The sequence below is a fragment of the Psychrobacillus sp. NPDC096389 genome (assembly GCF_044762855.1).
Lineage (GTDB): Bacteria > Bacillota > Bacilli > Bacillales_A > Planococcaceae > Psychrobacillus.
In genome coordinates, this window is the sequence record NZ_JBIWFB010000001.1 from 268,201 (window position 1) to 283,097 (window position 14,897).

The 14,897-nt window shown below is 37.6% G+C and carries 13 protein-coding genes; 6 read left to right on the forward strand and 7 right to left on the reverse strand.

Features of this window, described 5'->3' with window-relative positions:
- Window positions 1–127 precede the first annotated feature (127 nt).
- Genes ACIQ38_RS01310 through ACIQ38_RS01320 form a run of 3 tightly spaced genes read left to right on the forward strand, consistent with a single transcriptional unit; the run spans window position 128 to window position 4,532 of the window.
- Window positions 128–1,864, forward strand: coding sequence for an ABC transporter ATP-binding protein (locus tag ACIQ38_RS01310; RefSeq protein WP_402817054.1), 1,737 nt, complete (start codon window positions 128–130; stop codon window positions 1,862–1,864).
- Window positions 1,848–3,668, forward strand: coding sequence for an ABC transporter ATP-binding protein (locus tag ACIQ38_RS01315; protein WP_402817056.1), 1,821 nt, complete (start codon window positions 1,848–1,850; stop codon window positions 3,666–3,668). The genes ACIQ38_RS01310 and ACIQ38_RS01315 overlap by 17 nt, the downstream gene beginning before the upstream one ends.
- Before the next feature lie 9 nt (window positions 3,669–3,677).
- A complete protein-coding gene (locus ACIQ38_RS01320) occupies window positions 3,678–4,532 on the forward strand; it encodes a GNAT family N-acetyltransferase (protein ID WP_402817058.1) in 855 nt (284 codons plus the stop codon).
- A gap of 71 nt (window positions 4,533–4,603) precedes the next feature.
- Here the strand turns inward: ACIQ38_RS01320 and ACIQ38_RS01325 are convergent, their stop codons facing one another.
- Window positions 4,604–5,791, reverse strand: a complete 1,188-nt coding sequence (locus tag ACIQ38_RS01325) for a GTP-binding protein (RefSeq protein ID WP_402819531.1) — start codon at window positions 5,789–5,791, stop codon at window positions 4,604–4,606.
- 440 nt (window positions 5,792–6,231) lie between these two features.
- Here ACIQ38_RS01325 and ACIQ38_RS01330 point away from each other — a divergent pair, with 440 nt between their 5' ends.
- Window positions 6,232–6,951 (forward strand): glycerophosphodiester phosphodiesterase, encoded by a 720-nt coding sequence (locus ACIQ38_RS01330; RefSeq protein WP_402817060.1) that lies wholly within the window; start codon window positions 6,232–6,234, stop codon window positions 6,949–6,951.
- A 47-nt stretch (window positions 6,952–6,998) separates the two neighbouring features.
- Here the strand turns inward: ACIQ38_RS01330 and ACIQ38_RS01335 are convergent, their stop codons facing one another.
- The 4 genes from ACIQ38_RS01335 to ACIQ38_RS01350 form a co-directional block, all read right to left on the reverse strand.
- On the reverse strand, window positions 6,999–8,006 hold the full coding sequence (locus tag ACIQ38_RS01335) for a FecCD family ABC transporter permease (RefSeq protein ID WP_402817062.1): 1,008 nt from the start codon (window positions 8,004–8,006) through the stop codon (window positions 6,999–7,001).
- The gene (locus ACIQ38_RS01340) at window positions 8,003–9,001 is read right to left on the reverse strand and encodes a FecCD family ABC transporter permease (RefSeq protein ID WP_402817064.1); all 999 of its coding nucleotides are present in this window, start codon (window positions 8,999–9,001) and stop codon (window positions 8,003–8,005) included. Before ACIQ38_RS01340 ends, ACIQ38_RS01335 begins: the two co-directional genes overlap by 4 nt.
- Before the next feature lie 67 nt (window positions 9,002–9,068).
- Entirely contained in the window at window positions 9,069–9,986 is a 918-nt protein-coding gene (locus ACIQ38_RS01345; RefSeq protein WP_402817066.1) for an iron-hydroxamate ABC transporter substrate-binding protein, read from the reverse strand.
- Window positions 9,987–9,990: 4 nt separating this feature from the next.
- A complete protein-coding gene (locus ACIQ38_RS01350; protein ID WP_402817068.1) occupies window positions 9,991–10,782 on the reverse strand; it encodes an ABC transporter ATP-binding protein in 792 nt (263 codons plus the stop codon).
- A 117-nt stretch (window positions 10,783–10,899) separates the two neighbouring features.
- On the opposite strand from ACIQ38_RS01350, the gene ACIQ38_RS01355 reads away from it, so the two are divergent.
- Complete coding sequence (locus ACIQ38_RS01355) at window positions 10,900–11,940, forward strand: NAD(P)/FAD-dependent oxidoreductase (protein WP_402817070.1); 1,041 nt, start codon at window positions 10,900–10,902, stop codon at window positions 11,938–11,940.
- 96 nt (window positions 11,941–12,036) lie between these two features.
- Here ACIQ38_RS01355 and ACIQ38_RS01360 read toward each other — a convergent pair whose 3' ends face one another.
- The gene (locus ACIQ38_RS01360; protein ID WP_402817072.1) at window positions 12,037–13,059 is read right to left on the reverse strand and encodes a DUF2804 domain-containing protein; all 1,023 of its coding nucleotides are present in this window, start codon (window positions 13,057–13,059) and stop codon (window positions 12,037–12,039) included.
- A 115-nt stretch (window positions 13,060–13,174) separates the two neighbouring features.
- Here ACIQ38_RS01360 and ACIQ38_RS01365 point away from each other — a divergent pair, with 115 nt between their 5' ends.
- A complete protein-coding gene (locus ACIQ38_RS01365) occupies window positions 13,175–13,663 on the forward strand; it encodes an amidase domain-containing protein (RefSeq protein WP_402817074.1) in 489 nt (162 codons plus the stop codon).
- A gap of 362 nt (window positions 13,664–14,025) precedes the next feature.
- Here ACIQ38_RS01365 and ACIQ38_RS01370 read toward each other — a convergent pair whose 3' ends face one another.
- Window positions 14,026–14,877, reverse strand: coding sequence for a DegV family protein (locus tag ACIQ38_RS01370; protein ID WP_402817076.1), 852 nt, complete (start codon window positions 14,875–14,877; stop codon window positions 14,026–14,028).
- Window positions 14,878–14,897 lie beyond the last annotated feature (20 nt).

The window sequence follows — 14,897 nt, forward strand, 5'->3', positions numbered from 1 at the left end:
GAACTTAGAATGTATTATTCTTGTACAGGAACTTGCGCTTTTCTCTATATGTTGTGTTTGTGTTATGGCATAATAGACTCTATATAGAAATAATTCGAGTAGCGAAGAATCTAGGGGTGTTGTATTTGTGAAGACGATTTTTTCTTATTTATCGCCATATAAGTGGCTTGTAGTGATTGCGTTATTACTTATGTTAGTGGAGCTTTCTGTTGAGCTAGTGCAACCTTTATTAATAGCAACGATTATCGATGATGGAATACTAGCAGGGGATCAGCAGACAATTATTTTCTGGGGACTTATTATGCTTGGGATTTCGGTGATTGCTTTTTTAGCGGGAGTCATAAATACATTCATCGCATCCCATGTCGTGCAAAGCTATGGATTTGATATTCGTCAGGCCTTATTTAAAAAGGTACAGTCCTTTACGATGGCAACTTTTTTAAGATTTCCTTCTTCTAGTTTAATAACGCGCTTAACGAATGATGTGACAATTACGCAAAACTTAATATTTATGGGCTTGCGTATAATGCTTCGAGCTCCATTATTAGTCATTGGAAGCATTATTATGTCCTTTTTTGTACATGCTTATCTAGCTATGTTCTTAGTAATGGGAGCACCGATTTTAATCATTTTCCTTTTTTTAATGAGCCGAAAAGGGCTGAAGCTTTTTGGAAAAGTACAAAGAAGTGTCGACCATGTGACACGTAAAGTACAGGAAAATTTGCAAGCGGTCCGTCTTATTAAAGCGTATTTACGTGGTAGTTTTGAATCGACTCGCTTTGCATCTGTTGCCAATACTTTAAAAATAGATAATGTGAAAGCATTCCGTATTATGGAGCTCATTTTACCTGTTCTTTTATTTATCATGAATGTGAGTTTAATGGCAGTGCTTTGGTTTGGTGCTAAAGAAATTCAAACAGGCGATACGAAGATGGGGGATCTTGTTGCTATCGTCAACTATGCAATGCGTATGACGGGGGCATTTTCGATGTTTTCTTTCATTATTATATTTTTCTCTAGAGCCAAAGCTTCCGCTGAACGAATGGAAGAGGTTTTAGTAGTGGAAGAAGGAATTGAAGAAATAAGTATAGACGCTGCGAATGCTGTCCCTAAAAAGGGAGAAATCGAGTTTCAGCATGTTACTTTTTATTATCCAACGACTGATATACCTGTTCTAAAAGATGTATCTTTTACTTTAGAACCGGGAACAAAGCTTGCGATAATGGGGTCAACAGGTTCCGGCAAATCGACGCTATTAAACTTAATACCTCGCTTTTTTGATGCGACGGAAGGTGAAATTCGGATTGATGGGGTGGAAGTAAAAGAATGGCCACTAAAAGAGCTAAGGCAAACAATTGGACTTGTACCACAACAATCCATTCTTTTTACAGGAAGTATTGAAGAAAACTTAGGATGGGGAGATGCAACTGCTTCTGGGGAAACGTTAAGAGAAGCGGCATTACAAGCGCAGATTCATCATTCTATTGAACATTTCCCAGATCAATATGATACGAGGGTTGGTCAAAAGGGAGTCAATTTATCCGGCGGTCAAAAACAACGATTATCCATTGCGCGTGCATTAGTACGAAAACCAGAAATTTTATTGTTGGATGATAGTACAAGTGCATTAGATGTGTCGACAGAAAATGCTTTATGGGAAGCTTTAGAACAAGAAAATGCAACAATGATTGTCGTTACGCAAAAAATTAGAACCGCAAAAGGGGCGGATCAAATTCTTTTGCTAGAAGAAGGGAAAGTTTCGGCATTTGGCACGCATGAACAGCTGATGGAAAGTTCCTCTTTATATAGGGAAATTGCAGAATCACAGCAGGAAGGCGGCGGACACGATGAACTTCATTCGTAAACCTTTTGGATATGAACCAATTGTAACTAAGGAAGATTTGAAGAAAGACTATAAGAAAAAGGTAGAAAAGCCATCTGATTGGAAAGGTGTTCTTCATCGGATATGGAAGTTTGTAGATGAGCAACGTTTTTTATTGATTATAGTACTTTTGTTAGTCGTAGCTAGTTCTGCCTTGGCTTTGTTTGGACCGTATTTAATCGGGATTATTATAGATGAATATATTGCTAAAAGTGTTTTTGAAGGCCTTGCCAATATGATTGGATTATTAATCATCGTATATGTATTTTTATCTGTCACGATGTATTTACAAAGTTACTGGATGATTGGTATTGCGCAGCAAACCATTTACAGGCTTAGAACAGGATTATTTGACCATTTACAAAAACTACCTGTATCGTTTTTTGATAAACGACAACATGGGGAAATAATGAGCAGGATGACCAATGATATAGAAAACGTCAGTCAAACGTTGAACTCTTCTTTTATCCAAGTATTTTCTAGTGTGTTAACTTTAGTGGGAACAACGGTTGTCATGCTTCTGTTAAGTCCATTGATGACCTTGATCACTCTAATTATTGTTCCGCTTATGTATTTTGCGATGCGTTGGATCACGAGACGCACATCAAAATTATTTAAAGAGCAGCAAAAAGCACTTGGAGAACTCAATGGCATGATTGAAGAAACTGTTTCTGGTCAACGAATCGTCAAAGCATTTTCCCAAGAAACTCGCATGCTAGAGGAATTTGCAGAGAAAAGCGAACGTTTAAAAAGAACCGGGTTTTGGGCACTTACTTATTCTGGATTTATCCCCAAAGTGATGAACTTGTTAAACAATATGAGTTTTACACTTGTAGCGGCAGCAGGGGGAATCCTTGCATTTTATGGGCATATATCGATTGGTGAAATCGTTATTTTCACCGAATATGCTCGACAGTTTACGCGACCTTTAAACGATTTAGCGAATCAGTTCAATACGGTGTTATCTGCGATTGCGGGTGCCGAGCGTGTGTTTGCAATTATCGACGAACCGCAAGAAATAGATGCAGCAACTGAATATCAAGATTATAAACTAAAAGGAAATGTCACTTTTGAGGACGTGACATTTTGGTACGATAAAAATGATGATCGCCCTACGATTGAGCATGTCTCTTTCCATGTAGAAGCGGGAAAGACGGCTGCTTTAGTAGGAGCTACTGGCGCAGGGAAAACGACTATCATGCAACTTCTTGCTCGTTTTTATGAAGTAACTGGTGGCAGCATTTTAATCGATGGTGTCAAGGTGGAAGACCTACCAAGACATACTTTAAGAAGCCAAACGGCATTTGTTTTGCAAGATCCTTTTCTTTTTGAAATGACTGTACGAGAAAATATACGATACGGGAAATTAAATGCCACAGATGAAGAGGTTGTAATAGCAGCTAGAGAAGCAAATGCACATGAATTTATTATGAAGTTGCCAAATGGATATGATACTATTTTAACGGCAGACGGCGGAGAGATTAGTCAAGGGCAAAAGCAATTATTATCCATTGCAAGAGCACTTGTTGCCGACCCTGCAATTTTACTATTAGACGAAGCTACATCGAGCATCGATACAGTAACGGAGTTGAAAATACAAGAAGCTCTGGAGCGATTGATGGAAGGTAGAACAAGCTTTGTTATTGCGCACCGTTTGAATACAGTACGTAAGGCAGATCTTATTTTTGTAATGGAGAATGGGAAACTAGTAGAGTCGGGACCGCAAGAACAGTTGCTCCAAAGACGGGGACGGTATTATAATATGCTAGCAGATACGAAGATTTAAGGAGGATTTATGAATATTTCTATAATGACAGTATCTAGTCCATTAGATAGCGATACAATGAATGAAATAAATGAGTTATTACAGGAACAGGCAGTAAACTACACATCCTTATTAAGTATTGATGAGTTCACAGATACTCATATAACAGGTTTTTGTGTACTTGCCTATGACGATGATTCAGATAAATTAGTTGGCGTGTTATCGGCTATCGACCGACTAGCTACTGGAGAATTCGAGTGGAGCACGGTTGTTTCACACGCTCTTTGCAGACAAGGAATAGGAACAAGACTTGTAGGGGAGTTAGACAGAAACCTGGTGCTTCGCGGAGCAATATCCGATCTAGCTTTAGTACCTGAGAAATCAGAATATGGACGACAATGGTTGAAGAAATTTGGCTATGAATATGATTTTTCCGAGAGGACAATGGTTGCTAAGGCAGAGGCAGCCTCGATTAATAGTGAAGTGGAAATCATTTCATACAGTTCAGAGGAATCCGAGTTAATAGACGTGCTCATGAGTGCTTTTGGGGACACAGTAGAAGAAGTGATGAATTTTATTGCATTTAATATGCAATCACCAAACCGTCGACTAATGGTCGCTACATTAGAAAGAAGTGTTGTAGGTACCGTTACGATTGTGGATGATTCAGATAAGCTATGGGTGACAGGGCTTGGTGTACATGAACATGCTCGTGGAAAAGGAATTGCAACTTCGATGTTAAACTGGGCGAAAAATGAAGCCCAACTTCTTGGGAAAGAAAGTATTTACTTAGACGTCGAAACAGATAATGATACAGCATTATCAATATACGAAAAAGCAGGATTTGAAACGATTCATCATACACATTTCTTTCAAAAAAGATGACCCGAATTGGGTCATCTTTTTTTGGAAACATAATCTTTAGCGATACTTACACCTAGATTCTAAAAGCTAACTTAACTAGCACTTACAAACGGAGGAAGTGCATCTTCTAATAAAGCCCAATCTGTTTTCATTTCTTCATTTGTTAACAAGCAAGCATCTAAAGCCGCTTCGATTTCTTCCCTTTCCATATCCATACCGATAAAAACAATTTCGGTTTGACGATCGCCGTATTCCTCATCCCATCTACTTGAAATGGTGTAATCTTCCTGAAAAATCTGTTGCTGCTGAATTTTAGGTAGTGTTGCAATCCAATATCCAGCTCCTTGAAATTGAATAGAGGAACCGGCTTGAGATAGTAAGCCAGCCATTTTGTTTCTCGATGCTAACCAAAAGAAGCCTTTTGAGCGAACGATTTCTTGTGGGAAGTCACTTAACCATTGCTCCCATCTTTTTGGATGGAATGGTCGTTTTCTTTTATAAACAAAAGAACTAATCCCATATTCCTCTGTTTCCGGGACATGTTCTTCATTCAATTCTTTTATCCAACCCGCACCGCTAGAAGCTTTTTCAAAATCAAATAAATGACGATCGAGTAGAATAGAAGTATCTATTACGCCGTTTTCAATTAGATGAATCTCCGCGTCTGGATTCATTTTTCGCAAGAACGATTGAAAGGCTGCCGCATATTCAGCTGATACTAAATCTATTTTGGATACTAATAAAATATCTGCAAACTCGATTTGATCGATTAATAAGTCCGAAACATCCCGTTGATCGTATTCATCATCGGTTTGTTTTCGCTCTAGTAATGTTTCGCCACTTTCATAATCAGTCCAAAAACGAAATGCATCCACTACCGTTATCATGGCATCCAACTTGCAGAATTGAGATAAGTCGATTCCCACTTCTTCATCGATATATGTAAATGTTTGAGCAACAGGTATTGGTTCAGAAATACCTGTCGATTCGATCACGATATAATCGATATCTCCTTGCTTTGCCAACTTTTCCACTTCAATCAACAAATCTTCTCTTAGTGTGCAGCATATGCATCCATTTGTAAGTTCGACGAGTTTTTCTTCCGTTCTAGAAAATCCGCCATCTTGGATAAGTTGGGAGTCGATATTAATTTCACTCATATCATTGACGATGACCGCAATTTTCTTTCCTTCTTTATTGGCAAGTAAATGATTGAGTACTGTAGTTTTTCCTGCTCCTAGATATCCACTTAATACTGTAACTGGAATTTGTGTTTGTATAGTCATTATATTCTCCTCTATAAATCGTAATAATTACGATTTAAATAATAAACGATGAAAAAGAAGAATGCAAGTAGAAAAGAGACAACTTTTTACAATCTCCTAACATAATTTCAATATGGACTACATAAACTTACGATAGGATGAATGGTGAAGAGAACGTTCAATCGAAAAGGAGAGATACTTATTGGGTTTGAATGAACGCAATGTGACAATGAAAGTTTCGAATAAACGGTTGAATACTTTACAATTTAGCTCTATTAGAAAGAAAGTACATACAAGTTTACAATGGTTCATCATGAAAAAAGCTAGACCTCCGCGACTTAAATATATTCAGCTTCCACCAAGGAAGTAAATAAATCAACGTCATCTCTCATCTGGAGATGGCGTTTTCCTTTTAGAAAAAAGTATAATGAGTGAAAAAGGGAGGAATAGGGTTTATGAAGATTTATGCACATAGAGGCTGCTCAGGAACATATCCGGAAAATACCATTGTTGCTTTTAAAGCAGCAGCACAATTGCCAATACATGGTGTGGAATTCGATGTACATCTAACAAAAGACGGGGAGTTAGTGGTTATTCATGATGAATCGATCAATCGTACCTCAAATGGGCAAGGTTTCGTAAAAGATCTAACACTTAAAGAATTAAAGGCATATGACTACGGAAAATGGTTTTCTCCCAATTTTAAAGGGGAAACGATTCCTACTTTAAGAGAGGCATTATATGTGTATAAAGACACTCATCACCATATAAATATTGAATTAAAATCAGATATTTTCCCTTATGAAGGGATGGAGCAGAAAGTATTAGAAATGTTGAAGGTATATCGACTGGAAGATAGGGTCGTTATTTCTTCTTTCAATCATGAAATGATTCAACATGTAAAAAAACTAGCGCCACATATTGAAACGGCTATTTTGTTTATGGAAGTAATGATTGCCCCGCATGAATACGCGAAAATGGTGAGCGCAGATGCACTTCATGCCTTTTTCCCAACTGCATTAAGGAAAATGGGAAAAGAAATTATTGAAAGTGGAAGTCAACTGCGGGTTTTTACAGTAAATGAAAAGCCTTATGCAGATATGCTTCAAGTTGCCGGAGTACATGCCATTTTTACGGATTTTCCGGAAAAAATGTATAACCATTTGAACAAGTAAAGTAAAAGGACTGCCTATAAACGATCATAAGGCAGTCCCATCTTCACTTATTTCTTTAACAATAAATACATAAAATAAGGACCGCCGATTAACGCAACCATTACCCCAGCTGGAAGTCCGCTTGGTTCCACAATATTTCGGCCAATTGTATCAGCAAATAGTAACAGCCAGCCACCGATTAAAATTGCAACAGGAATAAATAACTGATGTCTAGGACCGACTAGTGCTTTTGCGATATGAGGTGCCATCAACCCGATAAATGCAATCCCTCCTGTAACGGAAACCGCAGAAGCAGCAAGGGCAACTGCAGCAAGTAACAGTACGATTCGCTCTTTCTCGATGGATACCCCAACCCCAATCGCCACTGGTTGATTTAAACCGAGTATATTCAACTTATTCGCTTTATATAAAGTGAAAGGGACCAGAACGATTAACCATGGTAGTAAGGCTAAGATGAATGGCCAATCAGCTCCCCAAATATTGCCGGCTAACCATTTCGCGATAAAATCAACTTTTTCGCGGTCTGCCGATGAAATAATAACGATCATTAATCCAGACAAAGCCATTGAAAATCCTATACCTACAAGTACTAATCGTACAGGTTGTAAACCTACTTTTCGATTGTATGACATTATGTAAATAAAAAACGCTGTCAGTAAAGCCCCGATAAATGCTACAAAAGGAAGCATATATACAAAAGAACCAGGTTGAATAGGTGAAAATAAGAAGAATAAAGAAATTGCCACTCCTGCTCCAGCATTTATACCGATGATACCTGGGTCCGCTAAATCATTACGTGTAATTCCTTGTAAAATAGCACCAGACAATGCTAGTGCCATACCAGCAAGTATCGTAATAATAATTCGGGGTAAACGAATTGAAAATAAAACAAATTCTTCTTTGAATGTACCATGTCCAAATAGGGTAGGTAACAAGCGATCAAATGATAAAGAAGAGTACCCGATACTAGCACTAATAATAGCGGTAGTCAAAATTAAAAATGATAAAATGACAACTAATATTCGTTGTTTTTTGATGACCTCTTTTGGAATCATTGGAATGCGCCTCCTCCTTTACGGACAACAAGAAGAAAGAAAGGTAGTCCCATTATCGCGATAATTGCTGCAACTGGCGTTTCATAAGGAATGTTAATCGTTCTGCCAAGCGTATCGGCAACTAGCATAAGAATAGCTCCAACAATGACAGACATAGGAATAATAGAACGATAATCAGTTCCAACGATCGCTCGAACGATATGTGGAACCATTAAGCCGACAAATGCCATATTCCCTACTAGAGCCACAGACGCCCCTGCGAGTAATATGATGACGATAAATAGAATAGTTTTTATGAGAACAGTTTTTTGACCTAATCCCACTGCAACTTCTTCATTTAAACTTAAAATAGTTAGTTGTCGGGAAAGTAACAGAGCAATTAGAATTCCAATAAAAACAAAAGGTATTATAATATATAACTGGCTCCAATTCGTTCCGATAAGCCCTCCTGCTGTCCACATATTTACGCTTTTCGATATCTTGAAAAAAATACCGACTCCATCTGCGATAGCATATAAAAAAGCAGAAACGGCAGCCCCAGCAAGTACGATTCGAAGCGGAGAGAATCCTCCTTTTTTCATCGCTCCGATACTAAATACCATAATGGCACCTATTGCAGCTCCGATAAAGCAGGCAACTGTGATTCCAAAATAGTTTACCATCGGGAAAAATGCGAGTGTAACTGCGAGTGCGGCATTCGCTCCTGAGGTAAGTCCTAATAGTCCAGGATCAGCAAGAGGATTTCTCGTAATACCTTGCATAATAGCACCCGAAACAGCAAGTGCCGCACCTACAACGACAGCTCCTACTTCTCTAGGAAAACGAATTTCACGAAGTACATTTATTTGATCATTTTTCAGATTAGAAAATAAAGCATTCCACACATCTTGAATAGAGGTTTCAGCTGCGCCAAAAATCATTGCAACGATAAACATAACAAAAAGTATAGACAACCCGATTATGAATTTTATACTAAAACGAATAGAAGATTTCATCGTTCGTTTCCTTTCTATCTATCAATAAGAAAGGGAGGAATCCTCGACTCGAATTCCTCCTCGACTATTATTTACTATTTAAAAAGTGGTCTTGGAAGAATTCAAGTTGATATTCTAATGTAATTGGATCATTAAAATAAAACTCTTCCATTGGTGCTTCAAACACTCGATTATTTTTTACAGCAGGTATATTTTTATAAGTATCTGTATCTTGGAATGAGTTGTCTGTAGCAGTTGATTTGCTTAAAATCACATAATCTCCTGCAAATTCAGGAAGTACTTCTAAAGACAATGCATAGTAACCTGGTGCTAAAGCAGCTTCCTCTACTTTTTTAGGCATTTTTAAGCCCATTTCTTGATAAAGAATCTCTGTTCCTCGACCCCAGTTATTGCCGTATACATATAATTGTTTATCAAAGTTTTCAATTACCGACACAGTAGCATCTTCACCGATAGCAGCTTTGATTTCTTCTCCAGTAGACTTCGCGCGTTCTTTAAAATCATTAACCCAATCTTGTGCTTCTTTTTCTTTATTTAGTAGTTTTCCAATCTCTATTTCCTGTGTTAAATAATCTACATTTCCGTAAGTAAACGTTACAGTTGGTGCAATCTCTTTTAATTTATCTAAATTTTGTACAGTAGAGTACCCGATAATTAAATCTGGATCTAACTCAATAATTTTCTCTAAGTTTTCCTCAGATACTTCTTCCACATCTTTGAAATACTTATCATATCGTGGATTTTGTTTAGACCAAGGATCCACGCCAACTACATTTACGTCAAGCGCAGCAACGTGACCAGCATAAGCAAGCACCACTACACGTTGTGGATCAGCGGGAACTTCAATTGGACCTTCTTCAGAATTGTACGTAATAGTTGTTGGTTCGTCTTTTTCGTCATTCGTTTTTTTAGCACTGGACTCGTTATTACAAGCTCCTAAAATTAGAACAAGTAAAAGTAAACTTGGAAATAAAAATTTCTTCATGACGTTATTCTCCCTTAAGTAAGTTGTATGTAATACACATTGGTTTATTTGTCCTTGGATCTAATCCAATTTCCGCATCTATTTGGAACACATCTCTAAGTACTTCTTGTGTGATGACTTGCTCACAACTGCCAGCTTTCACAATTTGACCTGCCTTTAAGGCGATAATGTTGTCTGCAAAGCGTGCTGCCTGATTGAGATCATGTAATACCATGACGATTGTGCGTTTTTCTTCTTTGTTTAGTTTTTGTAGCAGTTCTAGCACTTCCAATTGATGTGCCATATCTAAATAAGTAGTCGGTTCATCTAAGAAAATAATTTCGGTTTCTTGAGCGAGTGCCATTGCAATCCAAACACGTTGGCGTTGTCCGCCGGATAAAGAATCCACAGGGAAATATTTGAAGTCAGACGTTCCAGTTACTTCGAGCGCCCACTCAATTACTTCGTAGTCTTTCGTTGTAAGTCGACCGAAACCAGATTGATAAGGAAATCTACCATAGGAAACAAGTTCTCCAACTGTAAGACCCGCGGCACTTTCAGGGGTTTGCGGTAAAATAGCCATTTTTTTGGCGAGTTGTTTCGTATTTTCTTTTGTCACACTTTTTCCATCTAACACAATCGAACCAGATTGATGAGAGATAATCCGCGTAATAGCTTTTAAAAGGGTAGATTTTCCACAGCCATTTGGCCCAATAATTGTTGTAATTTGTTGATCTGGAATTTGTACAGACAGCTCTTTTACAATTAAACGCTCACCGTAGCCAATAGATAGATCATCTGTGTATAAACGGACCATACCGAAACCTCCAAACTTAATGTTGCAAAAAATGGTGATAACGATTATCATTATCACAATAGCAACTATATTTAAAATAAGGCATAATGTCAACAATAAATTTTAGGAGACTAAAAAATGAATGATATATTTGATGTAACGATTATTGGCGGTGGACCAGCTGGACTATATTCTGCGTTTTATAGTGGGTTACGGGAATTGAAAACAAAAATAATTGAGTTCCAGCCACATTTAGGCGGAAAAATTCATGTGTATCCGGAGAAAATGATTTGGGATGTAGGGGGGCAACCTCCAATTTCAGGGGAGCGATTGATCGAGCAATTAGTACAACAAGGTCTTACGTTTGATCCAGAAGTTGTATTAAATGAGAAAGTGGAGTCCATCACAAGAGACGAACAACAAATTTTTTGTTTAAAAACGGCTTCTGGTCAAATGCATTATTCAAAAACGATTATTTTAGCTGTTGGTGGAGGAATCCTTAATCCTTTGAAGCTAGATATCGAAGGGGCAGAGCGATTCGAAGTAAGCAATTTAAATTACACGGTAAAGTCTATTCAACGATTTAAAGATAAAACCATTGTTATTTCCGGCGGTGGAAATTCAGCAGTGGACTGGGCAAATGAATTAGAACCTATTGCGAAGAAAGTATATGTGACATATCGAAAAGAAGCTTTAAACGGACATGAAGCACAAGTAAGCCAATTATTATCAAGTTCGGCGACAGTCTTTTTCAATACTTCTATTTCCAAGCTTATCGCTTCGCAAAGTCATGATGCAATTGAAAAGGTAGCGTTAACAAATCATGAAACTGGCGAACTGACTTTTTTAGAAATTGATGAAGTGATTATTAATCATGGATATGAAAGAGAAGCGGAACTTCTCAAAAATAGTGATGTGAATATTGCGATGGTAGAGGACTTCTATGTGGACGGCACAAGTATGAGCGAATCATCTGTGGAAGGTATCTATGCAGCTGGTGATATATTGGCACATCCGGGAAAATTACATCTAATAGCAGGAACTTTCCATGATGCAGCAAATGCAGTAAACAAAGCGAAACAATACCTACAACCAGATGCATATAAAATGGCGATGGTTTCTTCGCATAATGAAGTGTTTAAAGAAAAAAATAAAGAGCTGATCAAACAGCTAGTTTGATGAGAAGAAGGGGTTTCCAACTAAGGCTCCCATTTTTCCAACTAAAAAGAAAAAGTTGCCTACCCCTAGAAAAAACTAGGTAGGCAACTTTTCTTATTACCATTTCGCTTTTTGCTCTTCTATACAACCCAACATTTCGCGAATATGTAATGTTGGACCGTTTTCTAATTGGATTTTGCCATTATAGTAACCAATCATCTGTTGAATTTCAGAAGAAGCAAGTTTTATATCTGTTTTTGCAGTTCTATGGAAAAAAGGGGTAAATGTTAAATCTACTTCATTAGAAAATTTGGTTTTTACTTTCCAAGGTAACATGAAATTATTTGTATCATACGTAAACATTAAGTCTTCATGTATTTTCGTTAATTTACCGTCTAGTATAATCGCATTTTCAGTCATGCCTGTACCATCCGTCCATTTTCCACCAAGATTTAGCCCGATTCGGCGAGGACCTATACGTTGGGACGCAAATCCCCAATTCCGTTTCACTGATCGAGGCAGAACCCCTCTACTATAATCTAGTACGGCAAAGTTATCCTCCGCTTGAAAAATGTAACGAGCGTCTCCCATTTTTACAAATCCCGTAACAGGCATTATATGATGCTTAGCTGTAAATTGAAATTGCGTCCGATTCCAAGGAATCACCACGTTCAAAGATTCATCTTCTAAAGGATGGGATATATGTAAATCAGCATGCAAAAAATCTCCATCAAAATCAGGTATGGTAATCGTCATATGTGTTTCATTTTGTATATATAATAGCTGGATAGACATTTCTTTTGAATGGAGTTGCAGGCTTTCTAAAACGTTTGAAGGCATTTTTATTTTATTGCCAAAAGGGATTGTAACCGTTTTTTCGACAAACCGCTGTGTTTCATAATTTAAAAAATATACAGAGCAAACTGCTGCATAGTCTAAATGGCTAATGGTTGCAGAAAAGAGTATATCATCTCCAAAGATACACCAATAATTCCACTTTTTCTTCCGCATATAATGACCTTTTAAATTGCTCTCAATGATTGGCTTTTTGGCATATCCAATTGCCTTTGGATTCAAATTACCTTTGTCATCACATAGTAAAGTCGACTTGGTAATTTCTTTTTCTGCATGCTGTATCACTAGCCATCTTCCTTTCTGAAAAGTAGGGTGCCATAAAAAAATATTAAATTCATTGACTCAATACTAGCATATAATTCCGTTGAAATCATATAAACAAATAGAGGGAGGTCGAAAATTGGCAACTTATAACCGCGATGCCGCGGTAGCTTATGCCCAAAAGTGGTGGAATAGCTACAACCCCAAGTTTCCCGTCTTTGATGTGGATTGTACCAATTTTATTTCCCAATGCCTGTTTGCCGGTGGTGCCCCTATGAGAGGACAATTTAATAGAGAAAGAGGATGGTGGATAGGGAATAACACATGGAGCCTTAGTTGGAGTACACCTCATTCATTGCGATGGTATTTGGCAGGTTCTACAGTAGGTTTGCAGGCTACTCAAGTGGATTCTCCTAATAAGCTGATCCCGGGAGATCTAATCTTTTATGATTTTGAAGGGGATGGGAGATACGACCATTCGACGATTGTAACAAGTGTTCAAGATGGAATTCCTTATGTAAATGCGCATACGAATAATAGCCGTAACAGGCATTGGAACTATTCGGATTCCTATGCACATACACCCAACACGAAATACATCTTTTTTCATGTGAAAGATCAGTTTTAATAGAAAAAGGGAAACTAAATGATCGTACATTTAGTTTCCCTTTTTTTAAGCGTAATATAGGGAAAGTGTGTCATAAGAAAGCTCTATTAGTTTTAGCTGATATGCATGATTTCATATATTTGCAGTGTTTGGAGAAGAGATTGTCCAACTATTTAGCGGGATCGTCCAACTTTACATAGAGATTGTCCAATCTTACAATGATTGTCCAGTTTTCGATGGAGATTGACCAACTATCTGGATAGATTGTCCATTTTCGTGGACAGATTTCTCAACTTTCGCGTAAGCGTTGGGAATGGCTCAGAGTTCACTACGACGCATTATCTCTACAAAGTATACGATCAATATTACCAATAGAAGTTTTTTTATGGCACGTACCAAAGCACTGCTAGAGTGTCTTCGCCAGCATGAACTGCTAAAACAGTGCTGATTTCTCCAACTTCGATTTCGATTTCGGGTGCTTGTAGTAAAATTGCCTCTCTTAAACTCTCAGCTTTGTTTAGTGCATTAGCATGCATGATATACACTAATTTCGCACCTTCTTGTGCAACTGATTCTACTACTTTATCGATCAAGTATTGCATCGCTTTTTTCTCGGAGCGAACTTTATCCAGTTCCTGTAATGCACCTTTGTTATTGATCTGAATAATTGGTTTTATTTTCAATAAACTGCCTAAGTAAAACTGTGCACTACTCAATCTTCCACCTTTATATAACTGTGTTAAGTTTCCAATTAAAATATAGTTTCTAAATTTAGTAGCTTCTATTCGTAACAGAGAAGCGATATCTTTGAAGGGTAGACCTTGCGCTTGCATCTGGAGACCTTTTTCCACGAGACCTGTTATACCAGCAGACAATGAAAGCGAATCGACACATTCCATTTGTACTTCTGCAATCTCGGCACCACTTAAAGACGAAGAAATCGTTCCACTTAAACTATTTGAAACGTGGATTGCAACGATGGATTCATATTCTTTACTTAGTTTCGTATAAATTTCCGCAAATTCACCAGCAGATGGTTGAGACGTTTTTACTGGTTCTGTTCCATTTTGGATACGTTCATATAGCTGTGCGGAAGTTAAGTCTACACCATCTATAAATTGCTGTTGCCCAAAATGGATATTAAGCGGAATTTCATACACATCTGGATGATTTTTTAAAAGGGAATTTACATAAGCAGTACTATCTACTACCCAAGCAATTTTTTTCAAAGTCATGTTGGACATCCTATCTCATA